This is a genomic window from Vibrio natriegens NBRC 15636 = ATCC 14048 = DSM 759 (assembly GCF_035621455.1).
Lineage (GTDB): Bacteria > Pseudomonadota > Gammaproteobacteria > Enterobacterales > Vibrionaceae > Vibrio > Vibrio natriegens.
The window spans coordinates 1,397,885-1,417,110 of record NZ_CP141823.1 but is presented as its reverse complement, the minus strand read 5'-3'; the positions used below and the strand labels follow the sequence as shown (position 1 = coordinate 1,417,110).

Below are 19,226 nucleotides of genomic sequence, written 5' to 3'. Positions count from 1 at the left end.
TTCGCTAGTCCAAATACTAATTTGATTGCCCTATTCACTCTTAAACATTATGTGAAGACCGTAGAAAGTTTTACCGAAAGTACCAGAAACTTGGTTTCTCGTCTTAACTTAGGTAGAGTACGCGCCACAAAATATCTGCGATTCGAAGAGATTGAATACAATGAACATTGATGATCAAGTGATCGAAACTATTGAAGAGCTGGAAGCCTTTTTGCACATGGTTGAAAGCGGTGCTCTTGGCCTTGAAGGTGTGGCAGGTATTGCACTTGCTAAAACCAATAGCGATGGCCGCCCATTTGTCGCGGTTCTAGGAGACAACCACCAGCTTATTCTGGGTCGTTGGGTTTCAGCACACGTTTACGAGAACGGTAAAGATATCGTTCAAAACGGCCCACGTCGTACACATTAATGTGAATATGGCTAACCACTAGCTTGCTTTTGATAAGCAAGCTTTTTTGTATTAACTATGTACTAATCAACTAGTTCACGATAACAACATCAAGATTTAGGCAACTGATCACACAATACGCATAAGATTTTGGGTATAACGTACTAATCATAAAAATTAGGACGTGAAAAATGAATAACTCTTTCGACTACACAATGCCCAACAATGAAGGATTCTTTGGCGAATATGGCGGCAGTTTTGTACCACCAGAGCTTGAGCAAATCATGCGAGACATCAATACTGCCTACGAAGAATGCTGTAAAGACCCAGAATTTAAAACTGAGCTGGCACGCCTTTACAAACACTTTGTGGGTCGACCGAGTCCGATTTTCCATGCTGAGAATTTGTCCAAAAAATATGGCGCTGATATCTACCTGAAACGCGAAGATCTTAACCACACTGGCGCGCACAAAATTAACCACTGTTTAGGGGAAGCAATTCTCGCTAAAAAGATGGGTAAAAAGAAATTGATCGCAGAGACAGGCGCAGGTCAACATGGCGTTGCGTTAGCGACAGCAGCGGCTCTTGTCGGATTAGAGTGCGATATTTACATGGGCGAAGTGGACATCGCTAAAGAGCACCCAAACGTGGTTCGAATGAGAATTCTAGGTGCCAACGTGATTCCTGCGACGCACGGACGCAAAACGCTGAAAGAAGCGGTAGACGCAGCATTTGAAGCTTATTTAAAAGATCCAGAGACTCAGCTTTACGCCATTGGCTCTGTAGTAGGCCCTCACCCATTCCCTAAAATGGTTCGTGATTTCCAATCGATTATTGGTAACGAAGCACGAGTTCAGTTTAAAGAAATGACGGGCAAACTACCGAACAACCTCGTGGCATGCGTGGGCGGTGGTTCCAATGCTATGGGCTTATTCAGTGCCTTTTTAGAAGACGAACAGGTCGCGATTCACGGTGTTGAGCCAGCGGGTCGTTCTTTAGAGAAAGTGGGGGAACACGCGGCAACGCTTAGCTTGGGCGAACCTGGCATCATGCATGGTTTTAAATCTTACATGCTGAAAGACGAACAAGGTGAACCTCAAGAAGTTTATTCTGTGGCAAGTGGACTAGACTACCCATCTGTTGGCCCGCAACACAGTTACCTAAAAGATATCGGCCGCGTGAATTACGGTTCGATCACTGATGACGAAGCAATAGACGCTTTCTTTGAACTATCACGAGAGGAAGGCATTATCCCTGCGATAGAGTCGTCTCACGCAGTGGCTTACGCGATAAAACTGGCGAAACAAGGAGAAAAAGGGTCGATTCTCATCAACTTGTCTGGCCGAGGTGACAAAGATATTGATTTTGTGGTCGAAAACTACGGCGCAAAATACGGTATCGAATCGCTAATCTAAACCTTATTGTATTAACGTAAAGCCACCTAAATTAGGTGGCTTTGTTGTATTTAGCATCTGGGTATAGACTTTTTGGGCTCACATTCGCTTTAGCGGCTTAACGACGCTATCTAAGCCTTCGATTTTTAGCGCTAAACACAACTTGAGCAAGTCCCCAAGCTCACCGCTTGGCCACCCTTTTTTATCGAACCACAGCAAATATTCCTCTGGAAGATCAATCAACACTCTTCCCGCGTATTTCCCAAAAGGCATTTGCATTCTTGCCAGTTTTATCAGGTTTTCTTTTTCTAACATAAGTCGGACTGTGGTTAACGTAATTATCCTTAGGGTATCACTGGTGCGATCTCCCGACCAGTTTCACTGTGCTTTATGCTAAAGTAGGCCGCATTCGAAAATAGAACGAGAAAGTAATGAAGTCACCTTGTCGTGCTGCCTGTAAAAACAATGGCGGCATCTGTTCTGGTTGTCACAGAACGATAGAAGAGATCATCCAGTGGAAAGACAAAACGGATGAACAACGAGATAGTCTGATCAATCAAATTGCGGGTGGTGAGTCTACCCATTCATGCCCAGAATGCGGAACTCAAGCGCACTGCGACATCTCAGCAGGAAAAGATACTTGTTGGTGTTTCGGTGTCGAGACCAGAGATTTACCCAAGCCTGACGAAGGCCAATTGTGTTTGTGTAGAAAATGTTTGGAAAAAAAGCCAGTCGCTTAATCGACTGGCTCTATTTGATTACTTAGCTTTTAGTGCTAGCGATTCAAACTTAACACCATCCCAGCCGCTCACCATAAAATTACGAATGTTCTGATGATCATCGTTTTCTGGATGTTGTAAAACATCTTCACGGTAAAAACGTCCAAAACAGGCCAGTGTGGCTTCCTTGTCTAAGTTATTAAGCAAACCAAATGCAAAGATTTTGCACGAGCCATTGTTTTCACCGGCTCTATTTTCGGTCGCACCATTAGTAAATGCAGTTGGTGTGAACTCGTAGTTCGCCTCTATCACCGCGATGGTCGTTTCAAATTCAATCTTTTCTGGTGTCGACGCTACTGCATCTAAAAATTGTTGTAGTTCCATTTTCATTCCAATTTGTTATGCCATCATACCGATGACATATTTGTTTAATAAAAAGCCAATATAAGAGTCATTAATCATACATATATTCATAGCCTTACCAAAACATACGTCAATCAATGCTTCAAAAGCATTCACGAAGATTAGTGAATATTTATTAAAAAATTATGCATTGAGCCACATTGTATCGGATTGATAAGGAGATATCATGTCCACCCCATTTAAAGCAATAGGTGTTTTAGCACTTTCGTCACTTGCCATCGCATGTTCTTCGCAGCCAGAGGATACATTGGCATCCTTCCGTGCTCAGTGTAAAGCGACCACTGCACCGATTGCTGGCGAAACCTCTATTCAAGGGATGACGCTAGTAGGAACGTCTATCGCGGATGCACCTTTTGATACATCAGCAGCAGAGATTGTTAGCTATGATGGGTGTACAGATAAACTTTATGTGGTCAATGCTCAGGCAAAACGCATCGATGTCCTATCCATGGACGAAAACAGCCGCCCATCACAAACCGCGTTTATAGATTTAAATGGCGCCGGTGAGGCCGCATCGATTGATATCAGCGCCGCCAACAGCGTAGCTGTCTCCAATGGCCTCGTTGCGGTTGCTATTGAGAACAGCAACAAACAAGAAAACGGCATTATCGCGATTTATCGATCGGATAACTTGTCTCTTGTAACGACCTATCCTGCTGGTGCGCTGCCAGATATGGTCGGGTTTTCAAAGGATGGCCGTTACATCGCGACCGCCAATGAAGGAGAGCCAAGCGGTGATTACCGTATTGACCCAAAAGGCAGTATTACATTAGTGGATTTAGGCCAAGGGCTCACCAACGCCGAAGTCACGCAAATTGGTTTCGAGCAATTTGATGGTCCTCGTGCCAGTGAATTATCTGATAGCGTGCGTATTTCTGGACCGAACGCAAGCGTGGCTCAAGACTTAGAACCAGAATACTTGACCTTTGCTGACAACGGTAAAATTTACGTAGCGCTACAAGAAAACAACGCCATGGCAATCATTAATCCTGAAAGCAAATCGGTTGAGAAAATTGTCGGGTTAGGCGAGAAATCATGGTCTGACGCTAAATTGGATGCATCTAACAAAGACAAAATAGTCGGCAACTTTAAGAGCTACCCGCAATTGGTTGGCTTATATATGCCAGACACCCTCGACAGCTATTCAGTGAATGGTAAAAGCTACATTGTCTCTGCCAACGAAGGAGACGGTCGTGAGTATGGCATCAAAACCACACAAGAGCGTTGTGAGCAGGTCAACTTTAAGTGGGATGAAGATGATTATCAAGGTACCAGCGACTACACCAGCAAAGAAGGCACTTGTCTCAGTCACGTCGATGAGGTTCGTGGTAAAAAGCTTAAAGTCGCGAGCGATCATCCCCTGGCAGGAGCATTAAAAGACAACTCACTTCTAGCGCGACTAAAAGTCATCAAACCGGAACAGACATTATCTGCTTCAGATAATGTGCAAGCGTTTGGTTCCCGTTCTTTTTCAATATGGGATGAAAATGGTGAACTGGTTTTCGACAGTGGTGATGACTTTGCAACCATCGCTTTAATGAATGAAGGCAAACACTTTAGCAGCACCAACGACAGCAATAGTAGCGGTGATGATCGCAGTGATGACAAAGGTATTGAACCAGAAGCAATCGAAACCGCAGAAATAAACGGACGTCACTACGCATTTATTGGCCTTGAACGCCAAGGCGGGATCATGGTTTACGATATTAGTGAGCCAAGCCAAGCGGTCTTCCTTCACTATGTGAATAACCGTAACTACGAGCAGGCGGTTTGCACACAAGTGAAAGAGAGCGAGTGCGCGAATGATACCTACAATCCAAAAGCTGGCGATCTCGGACCAGAATCGATTAATTACTTCACCCGTAACGGTGGTCACTTTATCGCAGTTGGGAATGAAGTTTCTGGCACGACTTCTGTCTATCGTATCGAGCTCTAAGGCCCAATAGCTCTAAAAAAGACGCCCGAACTTATGTTCGGGCGCCTAGTATAAAGCTAAATATCTCTTATTCGGTAAGAGCTAAACCGTCACATTTCGATGCGCAGATAAAGTCGTTCTTATGCAGCCCTTTTATTGAATGGCTCCACCATGTCACCGTGACTTTACCCCACTCTAGTAAAATCGAAGGGTGATGAAATTCATCTTCTGCCAGTTCAGCAATTTTATTACTAAACGCCCAAGCCTGTTTGAAGTTTTTAAACTTATACACTTTTTCTAACTGAGGAATCCCCTCTCTTTCAAAAATCTGCCAATCAGTAAGTTGCAGCAGCAGTGACTGTTGCTCCTCTTTACTCAGCGCAATGGCATCAAGACTACAAGCTTCGCATTTTTGTTCATTCAACATGAGCAGGTTCCTTTGGTTCAAATAGTGGTGGCAACAATCCGGCCCCAATAGCCATATCGGCTTGCTTTAATAGGTTTAATTGACTGATTTGATAAAGCTGTGAAAAATCGTCGATTACATAGTATTTCGGTTGCATGATATCGATGCGATAAGGTGTTCTTAGGACGGTTTGTAAATCGAAACCTTCACGAATCGCATCATCACTTTCTAGCGAATAGATAGTTTCTCCCGGAGAAGAGAGAATGCCTCCGCCATAAATCTTGGTCTGATCGCCTTCTTTAACCAGACCGAACTCGACGGTAAACCAGTATAGTCGTGCAAGATACGCTCTCTGTTTAGGCGTCGCGGCTTCGCCCAACTGCCCATAATGCTCAGTAAACGCGGCAAAATCAGGGTTGGTCAACATGGCACAGTGGCCAAATATTTCATGGAAGAAATCGGGTTCTTGCAGATAGTCAAACTCTTCACGACTACGCAGGAATGTCGCAACGGGGAAGCGTTTATTACCTAACAGATTAAAAAAACGATCGAAATCGATAAGCGCTGGAACAGGCTCTACCTGCCATCCTGTCGTTTCCATCAATACACGGTTGATATCAGGAAGTTGTGGCACATGATCCTCGGGCAAATCGAGTAATGTCAAACCATGTAGATAAGCCTGACAAGCGCGGTTATGAATAACACTCATCTGTCTGGTGACTAAATCTCGCCAAATTGCATCTTCTTCGAGGCTCCATTCTACCCTTCCATCCTGGTCAACGGGTTTAGAATGATATTGCGTCATGACCTTTCTCCATTAACAAATCCTTTACATTAAGCCTATCTGTACTCCTGACTGCTTCCAATCCCTAAACCATTTTCGCCCGCGCATTTGAGTGTAACAAATTATTTACATTTACACGTAAGACTATGATATTGCTAACATCAAATACTTTAACGCAAGTTTGACATTGTTAGTGATTGCTTTCAGACTTAATGTGTTATCAGCTTGTTATAGAAGGAACCTATGCGCGAGTACAACAAATTATGGCAACCGAGCGAAAGCCGCATCGAAGAAGCCAATATCACCCAGTTTATTGAACACATAAACAGGCAAGGAAATGACATAAAAAACTATGCCGAACTCCATCAATGGTCACTGGATCATTCCGAACAGTTTTGGCAAGAAGTGTGGCTGTTTTGTGATGTAATCGGAAACTCGGGTGACACGGTAACATGCCAAGCTGAGAGTAGATGGCAGCAGCCGGTTCCTAACCGCGACACAAGCTGGTTTCCTGACGCCCAAATTAATTATGCGGAAAACCTTCTTAGCTTTGCCTATCACAACCCTAATGATATTGCGATTTGGTTTGAGAACGAGCGTGGAGAGAGACAAACTTATACTTGGCAAGAGCTGTGTGATGAAGTCTCTAGCATACAGCGATGGCTGCAAGATTGCGGTGTAAGAAAAGGAGATGTGGTTGCTGGATACCTTCCTTACCTGCCTCAAACCGTGATTGCAATGCTAGCCACGACCAGCCTTGGTGCGACTTGGACTGCGACATCGCCAGACTTCGGCATAGAAAGCGTTTTGGAACGATTTGGCCAAGTAAAACCTAAAGTTCTGTTCACTTGCGATGGCTACACATTTAACGGCAAAGTGTTCGATATGACAGATAAAAACCATCATATCTCCGATCACTTAGATGGTCTAAAGCACGTTTGCCAGATCAACTATCTCAATCCTCGCAGCTACGAATGTGATGTTTGCACCCAAGACTGGCAATACATATTAAATCAATACCCACCGCAGCCCGTCACTTACACGCGTATCAACTTTAATGATCCCTTGTTCATACTCTACTCATCCGGCACAACTGGGAAACCAAAGTGTATTGTGCATTCTGTAGGCGGTACCCTGCTTAACCATGTTAAAGAGCATCAGCTTCATTGCGATATTCAGCCAGAAGATCGCGTATTCTATTACACCACTTGTGGGTGGATGATGTGGAACTGGCATGTTTCCACCCTAGCCAGTGGCGCGTGTTTGGTCATTTTTGATGGCAGCCCAATGTACCCAAATTACAAAGTGTTGTGGGATTTGGCTAAACGCGCTGATGTATCACTTTTTGGCACCTCGGCAAAATACTTGGAAGCCATGGAAAAAGCGGGCTATTCCAATCAAGGAAGCGACCCGCTTCCATCACTAAAAACCATATGTTCCACGGGCTCTGTACTTTACCCGGAGCAATTTGATTACGTTTATCAACATTTGAAAGAGGACGTTCATTTAGCTTCTATTTCTGGTGGCACAGATATTTGTGGTTGCTTCGTATTAGGTAACCCTATCTCCCCGGTTTACCGTGGCGAATGTCAGTGTGCAGGTTTAGGTGTCGATACAAGAGTCTTCAGTCCACAAGGCGAAGATATTATTGGTAACCGAGGCGAGCTAGTGTGTGCCAATTCGATCCCTAATTTCCCGGCTAAATTCTGGGATGACAGTGGTGTGCGTTACCATAACGCTTATTGGGACAAGTTCGAGAACGTTTGGCACCACGGCGATGATGTTGAAAGAAATGCTTCAACGGGCGGATATCTCTTTTACGGGCGAAGTGACACAACGTTAAACCCTGGTGGAGTTAGGATTGGCACAGCAGAAATTTACCAGCAGGTTAATTCGATTGAAGGGATTGTTGACTCAATCGCGGTCGGAAAAGAGGTAGATAGAAACGAGCAAATCTGGCTGTTTGTTCAGCTAGCCACTACCGAAAAATTGAACGATGATATGATCGCGAAAATTAAAGCTCAGTTGAAATCTGCCTGCTCAGCGAGACACGTTCCAAGTGAAATTTTTTCCATCAGTGACATTCCTAAAACAAGATCGGGTAAATTAGTCGAGCTTGCTGTCAAACAAGTTATCAATGGCAGAGAGGTGGAAAACATTGGTGCCATCGCAAACGCACATGTTTTGGATGAGATAAAAAAGCTGGTATCAGCCTGATTAGGTCTTAATGGAAAGGTTGCAAGCAAATAAAAAGCGAGCCTTGAAGCTCGCTTTTTGATGTTCTTATTAGGGATTAACGGCGCCCAACACCCATTATTACTGACATCGATTTACCATCTGACTTGATGTCAAAGGCTTGCTTTGTTTCTACGTCAGTAAAGCCCGCTTTAATTAGGGCAGCTTCTGAACTCGCCTCTGTAAAGCCATCTTGTCCGGATTCTGATACAAAATCAAAATGAACGAAATGACCACCGTGGTTAAGCAATGAATGCGCAATGCTTAATGCTGAATCGGCATCATCCAAGAAGGATAAAACTGATGATGCAACGACCACATCAAATTGCCCACGGAACGCAGGATGCTGCGCAACAAGACCTCGAGATAAGGTATCAACAACTGGCTCTACATTCGCCAGCTCTTTTTTATCTAACTCTTCGATCATCTCTTCAGATGCATCTAGTGCCACGATATCTTTAACCAATGGAGACAATAACTGGCTTAACTGCCCGGTTCCGCATCCGAAATCTAGTACTTTAATGCCATCAAGCTGAGTTAACTGTTGTAACTGTTCAAACACTGACTGAGCAAATTGCGTGGTTGCGGGATTTGATTCCCAACTCTTTGCTAAGCCGTCCCAATCTTGTGCCATCGTGGCCTCCATGTTCACTTCTGATATCTCACATCTCACCGTGTGACGCCGAAAGTGCTTTAGTTACAAAGAGAACGGTTCTATTCTCTATTACAAAGCGCAAAACACTTTTAGCGTGACACAAGAAGTCTAACAATGATTGACTTCTTTTGAGCGTCAGACCTATATCAACGCATACTTGGTATAGGGTACCCCAAAACCACAAAAAGACCATAGACTTATCTGGCGAAATCGTGTTTTTTTCGTTAACCTTTCACAGCTTTGGGAATAGATCTGTACCGTATCCCTTTTGATTTCAAATTACTTTTCGGTTGTGTCAAATCATGAACTTAACGCAAGTAGAAGCCTTCTGTACTATCGCTGATTGTGGATCGGTGTCCGAAGCTGCAAGGCAGTTGGACTGTAACCGAACCAAACTCAGCATGTCGATAAAAGCGTTGGAAAAGGATCTCGATGTCGAATTGTTTACCCGAACCGGCAATCAACTCACGTTGTCAGAGGCCGGAAAAGCGATTTACAAAGACTGTGAATACCTTTTGGTGATAGCACAACGAATTCGCAAAACGTGTGGCCAAATTTCAGAGGGTTTCAACGCCGAGGTATGGGTTGCACGAGACGACTCCCTACCCGACGACCTGTGGCAAGACTTATCACACAAGCTGAACAACCGTTACCCTTCCACCACATTTAACATCATCCTCGCATCAAGTGGTGACTTAGCCAATCTGGTGAGCACGCATCAAGTGGATTTTGCTTTTGGCGTTGATTACGAGCGCGTCGACGATCCCCATATCGTCTATAACCCATTAGGTAAAATACGCATGATGTCTGTGTGCAGCGCCGATCACCGGTTAAGCAAAATGCGTCGCGTATCGGATGAAGAGCTACGCAGCCAAATGCAAGCGTTGATGGTTTACTTAAATGAGAAAGACAACCCAGAACTCCAGCCCTTCTCAACACGCTACATCGGCTTCTCAAGTTTTGATTACATGTTAAACACCATCCTAGAAGAAGATGCATGGGGCGTGTTACCTGAGCCCCTAATTCGTCACTATCTACGTCAACAAAAGTTGGCGGTAATTAAACACACCTACGGTTTAACACAAGAAGACTACTGTATGTTTTCTACAAATGGTCAAATTGAGCACCCTGCAATGACGTGGTTAGCGGACAAACTCAGCGATTATTTATTTGACTTCTAAACACTTTGCACTGAGTGTCAATTTTTATGACAGCAAGATTATGCTGTATCATATTGTTTTTATTGTAAAATATTTTAAACCTCTCTCTCTCAACAAGTTACTGGTCAAATTCTGGTTGCCTAAATAGCCTTGTAAGCAAAGAATATAGCGGAACAAAAACTACAAGGTATATCTCATGTGTGTCAGGACAAGCAAAAACGAAAACCATATTTTAACCATTTCAGCCCTTTTAGCTTCAGGCTTCGCTGCTGGTGGTATGGTACTAGGCTTGCTTGTTGGCTCAATTGTGATCGTTTTTGATGGTGTCTACTCTTTAGTCAGCTTACTGTTAACATTATTGTCACTGGCAGCCTCTTATTACATTAGCAAGCCATCGAAGTCAGTGTTTCCATTTGGTAAAGCCGTACTAGAGCCAATCGTTATTGCGATCAAGGCAACAGTTATTTTGATTGTTGTGCTATTTTCTCTTTACTCTGCGATTTCCGCACTGATGACAGGCGGTAGAGAAGTCGATGCGTCTATTGCGACAATCTTTGGTGTTGTAAACGTTTTGGGTTGTGGTTACGCATGGTGGTTTATGGCGAAAAGAAGCCGAAACTACTCATCAGGTCTAATCGAAGCAGAGACAAAACAGTGGCAAATGGACACCTTGTTAAGTGTTGCTGTCACGGTAGGTTTTGTGGCCGCGTGGTTGGTGTCGCTGTCTCCATTCGCTCAATATGCCGCTTATGCTGATCCACTGATGATGCTGTTGATGGGCTTCTACTTTTTAAAAGTACCGTTTGATATGTTATGTGGCGCACTACGCGAGCTGCTGATGATGACACCGAGCAAAGAGCTTTGTCAGGTGGTTGGTAACGATGTACTAGAGATCGAGAAAGTATCAGACCACCAGCTAAAAGTTGCTGGCATCACCAAAGTTGGACAAGAGCTACGAGTGAACATCGATCTGCATGTCGACGATGACACGCTAGAGTTGGATACGTTGGAGAAGACGCGTAAACAGCTAACAACACGCTTGTCGAAGCACAGATTCAAGCTGCAGCTCCAGCTAAACGTCGCTTAGAACAGATAAAAAAAGCTCCCTAATTTGGGAGCTTTTTTGTATTTACGAGGTCGATATTTTCTTCCACTGCAGAGGCTCGCTTCTCTTTTGTAACTAGCCAACACAATAATGAGCCAACCGTTACCATCATCACACCATACCAAAAGCTCTGACTCAAGGTCACTCCGAGAATGACGGAAGAAAACAGAGCCGAAAAGATTGGTGTGAAGTAAGAGAGTGTCGCAAGAAACACCATATTTCCGCCTACAATCGCAATGTTCCACAACCCATAGCCTCCCGCCATCAAAGCCGCAGAAGCTAGCAAGTAGCCCATTGCAGACCAAGAGAAAGTCATTGCTGGTTGATCCGTTACTAAAAATTTCACCCACAAAGACACAGCCGTGGCAATAAAGAACAGCGTAATCGCATTGTGTTTGGACTGTTGCTTTTGAGTCAGGTTACAGTATACCGCCCAGATCACTGCGCCAGTCAGAGCCATAAAGTAAACCAATGGATTACTGTTAACGTTGTCTATTATTTGCTGCACTGATAAACCGTTATCCCCACTCACCGTCCACGCAACGCCTAAGAACGCGAGGGTTACGGCTGGATAAAGTAACCAGCTTGGCTTCTTATTACTGCTTAACACCGCAAATAACACGGTCAATGCAGGCCAGAGGTAATTTACGATGGAGACTTCTATCGCCTGCGCTCGTGAGTTTGAATACCCTAACGCCAGAGCAAGAAAGATCTCATAACAGACAAACATCGCTCCGCCTAAAATAAGATATTTAGGAGAAAAGTAAGATAGCTTTGGAATACCTACCACAATAATTAGAAAAATAGAGCTGACAGAATACAACATGGCCGCTCCTCCAACTGTTCCCAGGCTTTCCGTCACCAATCTGGCGATACCCAGTAAACAGCTCCAGGAAATAATGGCGATACAACCATAAAGAGTGAATTGAAATTGCGCAGATTTCATGTGACCTACAGCTTATGAATGCGAAAGTAACCATCAGATTAACGCAAAAAGGAGCGGCTACAACAGACAATCTTATAAAAAATCAGTATAGAAATTATTCCGTTACGAGTTTGGAACAAATATAAAACACTTTTTACAAATTCTGCTTAACCCCTTTTTAGTCAGCGACTATGATGAAAAGAACTCACAAGTGAAATTGTGGAGGATAATCAGTCTGTAAATGCAAGAGCATCAGACAGAATACTCAGACTAAAGGGACTCTCAAATGAAAAAAATTGCGGTTATCTTCAGCGGCTCTGGTGTTTATGATGGAACAGAGTTGCACGAAGCTGTATTGGCACTCCACGCTATTGAGAAAGAAGGCGCTAGCTGGCATTGTTTCGCTCCTAATATCGACCAGTTGCATGTAATCAATCACCTGACTGGCGAGGAAATGGATGAGACCAGGAACGTAATGGTGGAATCAGCACGCATTGCGCGAGGAAATATTGAAGATGTGGCGCGATTGCATGTCGAAGATTTCGACGCTTTACTTCTACCTGGTGGTTTTGGCGCAGCAAAAAACCTAACTGACTTTGCGGTATCTGGGGCGGAATGCTCAATCAACACACACGTTGCTCAAGCCTGCCGTGCATTTGCTCATGCCAACAAACCCGCAGCTTATCTTTGCATCGCACCTATCATTATCCCGATGATTTATGAGCAGGGTGTAAAAGGAACAATAGGCAATGATGAAGCGACTTCTGCCGCCTTTAATCAAATGGGTGGTGAGCACATCGAATGTACCGTTGATGAGTTTGTTTTTGATGAGCAACATAAGGTCCTTTCTACACCCGCTTATATGTTAGCCGAGAATATCTCTCAAGCTGCTTCAGGCATCGAAAAACTCGTATCTAAACTTGTCGAAATAGCATAATTATTGATAGATAAGTTAAAAACACTTCATTCATCCCCATTGATAAATCTAATATCAATGGGGATTTCTTATACTTTAGTCTAATTTAGATATAAATCATCAATAGATCTTCATTATTAACAATTTTTTACGTTACTAGTTTCATATTTAAGCTACGTTATATTTATGTTGCACCTACATGCTGTGCAACAAGATCGCTGTCACAGTTCCTGTAGTGAAACGAGTCCCAACTGGCTTAATTTGTTCTGGATCAAGTTGGAACCCGAAAAAGGTGTGCGACAGTAATTCCCAATTAATAACAACTTATAAAGAACGACGGAGCAATCCAATATGACTAGTGCATTTTTTATCCCTACGGTAAACCTCATGGGCGCAGGCTGTCTTAAAGACGCCGCGGACAGTATTCAATCACAAGGCTTTAAAAAAGGGTTGATCGTTACCGATAAAATCCTTAACCAAATCGGTGTGGTTGAGCAGGTTCAAGGCCTTCTTAACGAAAGAAGCGTCGCAACCGTAGTGTTCGATGGCACTCAGCCAAACCCAACGATTAACAACGTTAACGACGGCTTAGCACTATTAAAAGAAAACGAGTGTGACTTTGTAATCTCACTTGGCGGTGGCTCACCACACGACTGTGCGAAAGGTATCGCACTTGTTGCTGCAAACGGTGGACACATTTCTGACTACGAGGGTGTTGATCAATCTGCAAAACCAATGCTGCCACTAATCGCCATCAATACGACTGCGGGTACTGCATCGGAAATGACTCGTTTCTGTATCATCACCGATGAAGAACGTCACATTAAGATGGCAATCGTAGATAAGCACACCACGCCATTGATCTCAGTAAACGACGCTGAGTTAATGCTTGCAAAACCAGCGTCTCTGACCGCGGCAACGGGTATGGACGCGCTGACTCACGCGATTGAAGCGTACGTTTCTATTGCGGCAACACCAATTACGGATGCAGTTGCGATTAAAGCGATTGAGTTAATTCAAGCGCACCTGCGCACAGCAGTGAAAAACGGTGAAAATCTGGAAGCTCGTGAACAAATGGCGTACGCGCAGTTTATGGCGGGTATGGCGTTTAACAACGCTTCACTGGGTTACGTCCACGCAATGGCTCACCAGTTAGGTGGTTTCTACGATTTACCACACGGTGTGTGTAATGCCATCCTGCTTCCTCACGTACAACGCTACAACGCGCAAGTCTGCCCTGAACGTCTGACTGATGTGGCGAAAGCAATGGGCGTCAACGTGGAAGGCATGTCAGCAGAGCAAGGTGCAGCAGCCGCGATCGACGCGATAGTTACACTAGCGAAAGATGTTGGTATTCCTGCTGGCATCAAGGAGCTTGGCGCGAAACTAGAAGATATTCCAACGCTGGCTGATAACGCACTTAAAGACGCGTGTGGTTTCACTAACCCTAAACAAGCGACTCACGAAGAGATCTCTGCAATATTCGAAGCGGCAATGTAATCGAATCAGAGTTCACTCTCGCAACGTCATACAATCCCCGATCTCGTGTCGGGGATTTTTACATCTGTATACAGTTTAACGCCTAACAAACATAGGAATTCAGTGTTAGCTTTAAATACAGACACGCTTTAAATTGGACACCGCCATGAGAACCGTTATCACCACCCTGCTCGTTTGTTTTACCTTTTCCAGCCATGCTGCCGACTATGAGGCAAAGGAAGTGGCGAATGGATTCAATGTTCCTTGGGGAATAGAATTTATCGATGAGAAGCAGGCCGTCGTTAACGAGAAAAACGGTACCATTTCTTTGCTGAATGTCGAATCGGGTCAACGTGAAAAACTGTTTTCAGTCTCAGGCGTCAGCACGACTGGTCAAGCGGGCTTACTTGACGTCGCCCTCGCACCCAATACAGATAAAACCCAGCCAACGCTTTACTTTACCTACAGTAAGCGAACCAGCAAAGGAAACACGGTGGCTCTCGCGACCGCGACTTTACACAACAATCAACTGACACAATGGAAAGACCTTTTTGTCGCTGATGCGATTACTGATACCGGACGACATTTTGGTAGCCGTATAGCGTTTGTTGACAATAAAGTTTACTTCTCGATTGGGGATCGAGGGGATCGTGATAACGGGCAAAACAGACAAACTCATGCAGGGTCAATTCTACGTTTAAATCTGGACGGCACTGTCCCAGCAGACAACCCTTTCACTGAGTCTGACGTAAAGCCTGAGATTTGGAGTTATGGTCATCGTAATCCTCAAGGTTTGTACTTCGACCAAGCGACGAATCAGCTTTGGTCAATCGAACACGGTCCAAGGGGTGGCGATGAGATTAATCTGATAAAGAAAGGCTCGAACTACGGCTGGGCAAGAGTCTCCCAAGGAAAAGAATATTGGGGCCCGCTTGATGTTGGCGAAGCGAAATCCCTGCCGGGTATGGAAGATCCCAAACTGGTTTACATCCCTTCTATCGCCCCAAGTAACCTAGTGGTATACCGCGGAGACAAATACCCTGACCTAAACGGGAAAATCGTTGCAGGAGCTCTTAAACTTACGCACCTCAATGTGGTTTCTATCGAGAATGGAAAACTGACCGAATATCAGCGCCTAATGGACGATCTTGGCGAGCGAATCAGAGACGTCACGATCAGTCCCGATGGTTATCTCTATTTTTCGACCGACACCGGGAAAATATTTCGTCTGGAGCAGAAGTAAATCAAATTTAGCTTATAATTAAACTGTTGTTTTAAAGATACTTTATACAGTATGCATGAGGTAAAAATGGTTCCTTTCCCATTAGTCGTCGATAAAATTAAAGCCGTTATTTTTGATTTAGATAACACCCTTGTGAGCTCCGATATGAACTTTCAAGTTCTGCGCCAACAACTAGGGTGTCCGCAATCGGAAGACTTATTAGACTTTGTAGAAAAACTGGAACATCCTCACCACAAAGAGCATGCACACAATGTGATTTTTGATCACGAAATCTCCGATGCCGAGCAATCTGCACCCATGACAGGCTGTCACGAACTTTTGGCTTTCCTGAATCAAAAAGCGATGAAAACAGCCATCGTGACACGTAATTGCCTGATTGCCACCCAACGTAAACTTGAGCATAACCAAATCGAAGTTGAGCGAGTGATCACGCGCGAATGCTACCCACCAAAACCCGACCCTTTGTCTTTGCAAGTTTTAGCAAAAGAGTGGCGGTTGATGCCCGATGAAGTACTTTACGTCGGCGACTACTTATATGATTTACAAGCGGCTTATAACGCACAAATGCCCTCTTGTCTTGTCCATCATGGAAACTTAACTGAGTTCCACTCTTGCGCGTCTCTTGCGGTAAAAGAGCTCACTGATCTGTTGATTTACTTAGAATCATCCCTTTTAAGACAAAGCAGTTAGCCCACTTTACAAAAATAAAAAAGAGCACCTCAGTGCTCTTTTGTCTTATTTCCCGATTCTTATTCACGCCTTATTGAAGGTAAGCGTTCAGCATCCACATCAGTTTTTCTTGCTCGCGAATGTAGTCGCCCATCAATGCAGCCGTACCTTCATCTCCCGCCTCGCCAGCGTTGAATAGAATTTCACGCTGATTAAGCAGAAGGATGCCGAAGCCATCAACCAAACCTTTGACGCATTCGTCACCCGATGTTGCGTTTTGGTGCTCTTTTATTTCACTTGATTCCAGATAGTGGCTGAATGCATGTGCTGGCGTGTGACCTAATGTCAAAATACGTTCTGCCAGTTCATCTATTTTTACTTGCAGGTCAGTATAAATTTCTTCAAATTTCACGTGTAGCTCAAAGAACTGATGGCCTTTGATATTCCAGTGATAACCGCGTGTGTTCATGTACAACACTTGGTAATGGGCAAGTAGCTGGTTCAGCTGTTGTGCTAGTTGCTCAGAGTGTTCGCGATCTAGACCAATTAGGCTTACTTGTGTGCTCATATCTTGCTCCTGTATGTAATTAAAAATCTATTTGCAGTGGTTTCTGCTGATGGAGTTATATTAGATCGAAGCGTTGAGTAACGAAATTCGGTTCTGGCTATAGCTTTGATAAGTAAATTCTATAGTTACCGCAGCCACATAAAAAAGCCCAACCACTTAACGACAAAGAGTCAATGATTGGGCTGATATTTAAGAATGTGCAGATGGCTTGAATCGTTATACGGTTTTGAACGCTGCCATTTGTTGATTAAGCTCTGTTACCTGCTCTTTAACTTGAAGCGAAGTTTTAGAAGCATGATGACTGTTGCTGGACACCTCATTAACGGAATGCGTTATCTCATCCATCAATCCAGTAATTGAGTGGGTGGCGTGAGATTGTTGTTCGGCTGCTGCAGCCAGTTCTGCCATCTGTCCGTTTAACGAGTTGATTTGCTCTGTAGTCGAGATTAACTTGGTCACTGCATTCTCGATATGTTCTGCACCAGTTTCTGCCAGTGACTGACTATGCTCAATTTCCTGAACAACCGACTGTGTTGAGCGTTGAATAGCATGGATGATATCGTTTATTTCCGTAGTAGATTGCGTGGTTCTGGTTGCCAGCATTCGCACCTCGTCCGCGACAACTGCAAAGCCTCGACCTTGATCTCCTGCTCTTGCTGCTTCTATCGCTGCATTCAGCGCCAATAAATTGGTTTGCTCTGCGAGACCTTCGATCACTTCGGTCACCCGACCAATTGCATCACTTTCTTTACTTAGCTGCATTACTCGAGAGCTTGCGTTTTCAATGCTGCCATGCAGGTTTTCCATCGTCCCTTTATTCTGCTCTAACGCGTCACGACCTTGCTCAATCTCGCCTTTCGAGTCAGACAGTTTTTGTACAGACTGGTGTGCTTGTTCAAGAGTATTTCTAGCGGCAATAGCGATCTCTTCAAGTTGACGTCCCATTTCAACGATGTTGCTTTGCTGCGTCTCAACATTGGTTGATGTAACCTGAGCGGACTCCAGTAACGTTACCATGTTGCTATCAACTTGCGATGCTTTACTGCTTACACCTGCAACGATATTGGCCAGAGATTCATTCATGCGGTTAATAGACTCGGTAAGGACGGCGAGTTCATCATTTCCGACAACGTTAAGCGGAGGTTGTGAAATATCACCGGAGGCGATGGTCTGCGCACGCTGTGATAAATTTTTCACTCTGCGACCAATCGTGTTGCCCATATATTTTGAGATCACGACGGCAGCAATAATTACAAATACTGCCGCTATCAGTACTGAAGTCAGTACATTTTGAATCGACTGACTGATACCATCACCACTTTGACTTGCCCGACGTTGTTGAACAGATACGATGGACTCTAAACTTGCGTCGAGTGCGTTGGCTGCTGGTAATAACTCGTTCGCCATCAGAAGATTAGCTTCGTTCCATTCTGGAGAACGTCGCAATGAAATCACCTTCTCGGCGAGCGGAAAGTAAAGTGCTTGCATCTCTTTGAACAATGCCCATAACGACTTGTCGTTGTCTGAGAGCATGTCGAGCTTGCCATCAATTTCAGCGACGGATTGATTGTGGAACTTGAGAAGGTCCTGATATTTTTCAAGGTGATATTGCTGGCCGTACAACAGGAAGTCACGCAATGCCGATAATGCGTTCGCAAGTGACGTGTAACTATCGGCGTAGACTTTGAAAAGTCGCTTACGTTCGCCACCAAACTGATTTCCTGACTCTTCATTTATCAAGCTTTGGATCTGATCAAGCGCCACTTCTGCAATCGGGGCGGCTTCGTTAATAAATAAACTGTGTGCTGGCAGGTTTTCTTCGCTGTGACTTAACTCAAGCAATGTATTCAGAGAGGCTTTCATTGCCTCCCATTGATTTTGGATTGTGAGAAAGTCTTGCTCAGGGATCAACGCTTGCAAAGTTGGCAAAGATTCATCGGTGGAAGCCATGATATTTTGTACATCTTGACTTAATTGTGCTCCGGTCGTCTCATTGGCCCCGAGTAGCATATAAGCACGAATAGAAGATAATGAAGCCTGAACAGATTGCTGAATACCTCTACTGGTATCCACTGTCGGCAGATCGGAAGTAAGAAGCGAAGAGACATGCTGCTCGACGGTAGTGATATTTCGATAAGTAAAGATCGCAGACGCAATAAAAAGAACAGCCAACAACATAAAACTCAACTGTAACTTTCCTGAAATCGTAAGGTTCATCCATAAACTCCTTTTAACGATGAAC

The 19,226-nt window shown here is 44.2% G+C and carries 19 protein-coding genes; 11 read left to right on the top strand and 8 right to left on the bottom strand.

Annotation, left to right across the window (positions count from 1 at the left end; genetic code table 11):
* Positions 1-160: 160 nt before the first annotated feature.
* Together VER99_RS20785 and trpB are read left to right on the top strand one after the other, a co-directional pair.
* Positions 161-409: a hypothetical protein gene (locus VER99_RS20785; RefSeq protein ID WP_020335268.1), complete on the top strand. Its 249-nt coding sequence runs from the start codon at positions 161-163 to the stop codon at positions 407-409.
* Between the two features lie 194 nt (positions 410-603).
* On the top strand, positions 604-1,803 hold the full coding sequence (gene trpB / locus VER99_RS20780; RefSeq protein WP_217999032.1) for a tryptophan synthase subunit beta: 1,200 nt from the start codon (positions 604-606) through the stop codon (positions 1,801-1,803).
* A gap of 78 nt (positions 1,804-1,881) precedes the next feature.
* Here trpB and VER99_RS20775 read toward each other — a convergent pair whose 3' ends face one another.
* Positions 1,882-2,097, bottom strand: a complete 216-nt coding sequence (locus VER99_RS20775; RefSeq protein WP_005375557.1) for a DUF3820 family protein — start codon at positions 2,095-2,097, stop codon at positions 1,882-1,884.
* A 116-nt stretch (positions 2,098-2,213) separates the two neighbouring features.
* Between VER99_RS20775 and VER99_RS20770 the strand changes: the two genes are divergently transcribed.
* Positions 2,214-2,522 (top strand): cysteine-rich CWC family protein, encoded by a 309-nt coding sequence (locus tag VER99_RS20770; protein WP_020335270.1) that lies wholly within the window; start codon positions 2,214-2,216, stop codon positions 2,520-2,522.
* Between the two features lie 18 nt (positions 2,523-2,540).
* On the opposite strand, the gene VER99_RS20765 is transcribed toward VER99_RS20770, so the two are convergent.
* Positions 2,541-2,885 carry a HopJ type III effector protein gene (locus tag VER99_RS20765; RefSeq protein ID WP_020335271.1) on the bottom strand — a complete coding sequence of 115 codons (345 nt, stop codon included), beginning with the start codon at positions 2,883-2,885 and terminating at the stop codon, positions 2,541-2,543.
* A 205-nt stretch (positions 2,886-3,090) separates the two neighbouring features.
* Here VER99_RS20765 and VER99_RS20760 point away from each other — a divergent pair, with 205 nt between their 5' ends.
* The gene (locus VER99_RS20760) at positions 3,091-4,860 is read left to right on the top strand and encodes a choice-of-anchor I family protein (protein WP_020335272.1); all 1,770 of its coding nucleotides are present in this window, start codon (positions 3,091-3,093) and stop codon (positions 4,858-4,860) included.
* A 67-nt stretch (positions 4,861-4,927) separates the two neighbouring features.
* Here the strand turns inward: VER99_RS20760 and VER99_RS20755 are convergent, their stop codons facing one another.
* Both VER99_RS20755 and phhA read right to left on the bottom strand, forming a co-directional pair.
* Positions 4,928-5,266 (bottom strand): 4a-hydroxytetrahydrobiopterin dehydratase, encoded by a 339-nt coding sequence (locus VER99_RS20755; RefSeq protein ID WP_014234613.1) that lies wholly within the window; start codon positions 5,264-5,266, stop codon positions 4,928-4,930.
* A complete protein-coding gene (phhA, locus tag VER99_RS20750) occupies positions 5,256-6,050 on the bottom strand; it encodes a phenylalanine 4-monooxygenase (RefSeq protein ID WP_020335273.1) in 795 nt (264 codons plus the stop codon). Before phhA ends, VER99_RS20755 begins: the two co-directional genes overlap by 11 nt.
* 222 nt (positions 6,051-6,272) lie before the next feature.
* Between phhA and VER99_RS20745 the strand changes: the two genes are divergently transcribed.
* Positions 6,273-8,246 (top strand): acetoacetate--CoA ligase, encoded by a 1,974-nt coding sequence (locus VER99_RS20745; RefSeq protein WP_020335274.1) that lies wholly within the window; start codon positions 6,273-6,275, stop codon positions 8,244-8,246.
* Positions 8,247-8,322: 76 nt separating this feature from the next.
* Here the strand turns inward: VER99_RS20745 and VER99_RS20740 are convergent, their stop codons facing one another.
* Positions 8,323-8,937, bottom strand: coding sequence for a class I SAM-dependent DNA methyltransferase (locus tag VER99_RS20740; protein ID WP_308518187.1), 615 nt, complete (start codon positions 8,935-8,937; stop codon positions 8,323-8,325).
* A gap of 284 nt (positions 8,938-9,221) precedes the next feature.
* Between VER99_RS20740 and VER99_RS20735 the strand changes: the two genes are divergently transcribed.
* Both VER99_RS20735 and VER99_RS20730 read left to right on the top strand, forming a co-directional pair.
* Positions 9,222-10,100 carry a LysR family transcriptional regulator gene (locus tag VER99_RS20735; RefSeq protein WP_014234617.1) on the top strand — a complete coding sequence of 293 codons (879 nt, stop codon included), beginning with the start codon at positions 9,222-9,224 and terminating at the stop codon, positions 10,098-10,100.
* A gap of 175 nt (positions 10,101-10,275) precedes the next feature.
* Complete coding sequence (locus tag VER99_RS20730; RefSeq protein ID WP_020335278.1) at positions 10,276-11,166, top strand: cation diffusion facilitator family transporter; 891 nt, start codon at positions 10,276-10,278, stop codon at positions 11,164-11,166.
* Between the two features lie 19 nt (positions 11,167-11,185).
* On the opposite strand, the gene yddG is transcribed toward VER99_RS20730, so the two are convergent.
* Complete coding sequence (gene yddG / locus VER99_RS20725) at positions 11,186-12,130, bottom strand: aromatic amino acid DMT transporter YddG (RefSeq protein WP_020335280.1); 945 nt, start codon at positions 12,128-12,130, stop codon at positions 11,186-11,188.
* 265 nt (positions 12,131-12,395) lie between these two features.
* Here yddG and elbB point away from each other — a divergent pair, with 265 nt between their 5' ends.
* The 4 genes from elbB to VER99_RS20705 all read left to right on the top strand — a co-directional run bounded on the left by elbB (position 12,396) and on the right by VER99_RS20705 (position 16,437).
* Positions 12,396-13,046 carry an isoprenoid biosynthesis glyoxalase ElbB gene (gene elbB, locus VER99_RS20720; RefSeq protein ID WP_014234620.1) on the top strand — a complete coding sequence of 217 codons (651 nt, stop codon included), beginning with the start codon at positions 12,396-12,398 and terminating at the stop codon, positions 13,044-13,046.
* Positions 13,047-13,376: 330 nt separating this feature from the next.
* Entirely contained in the window at positions 13,377-14,525 is a 1,149-nt protein-coding gene (gene yiaY / locus VER99_RS20715; RefSeq protein WP_014234621.1) for an L-threonine dehydrogenase, read from the top strand.
* Positions 14,526-14,670: 145 nt separating this feature from the next.
* On the top strand, positions 14,671-15,747 hold the full coding sequence (locus VER99_RS20710; protein WP_020335282.1) for a PQQ-dependent sugar dehydrogenase: 1,077 nt from the start codon (positions 14,671-14,673) through the stop codon (positions 15,745-15,747).
* A gap of 66 nt (positions 15,748-15,813) precedes the next feature.
* Positions 15,814-16,437 carry an HAD family hydrolase gene (locus tag VER99_RS20705; RefSeq protein ID WP_020335284.1) on the top strand — a complete coding sequence of 208 codons (624 nt, stop codon included), beginning with the start codon at positions 15,814-15,816 and terminating at the stop codon, positions 16,435-16,437.
* 70 nt (positions 16,438-16,507) lie between these two features.
* Here the strand turns inward: VER99_RS20705 and VER99_RS20700 are convergent, their stop codons facing one another.
* Positions 16,508-16,984 carry a Dps family protein gene (locus VER99_RS20700; protein WP_020335285.1) on the bottom strand — a complete coding sequence of 159 codons (477 nt, stop codon included), beginning with the start codon at positions 16,982-16,984 and terminating at the stop codon, positions 16,508-16,510.
* A gap of 216 nt (positions 16,985-17,200) precedes the next feature.
* Positions 17,201-19,201, bottom strand: a complete 2,001-nt coding sequence (locus VER99_RS20695; RefSeq protein ID WP_020335286.1) for a HAMP domain-containing methyl-accepting chemotaxis protein — start codon at positions 19,199-19,201, stop codon at positions 17,201-17,203.
* Positions 19,202-19,226 lie beyond the last annotated feature (25 nt).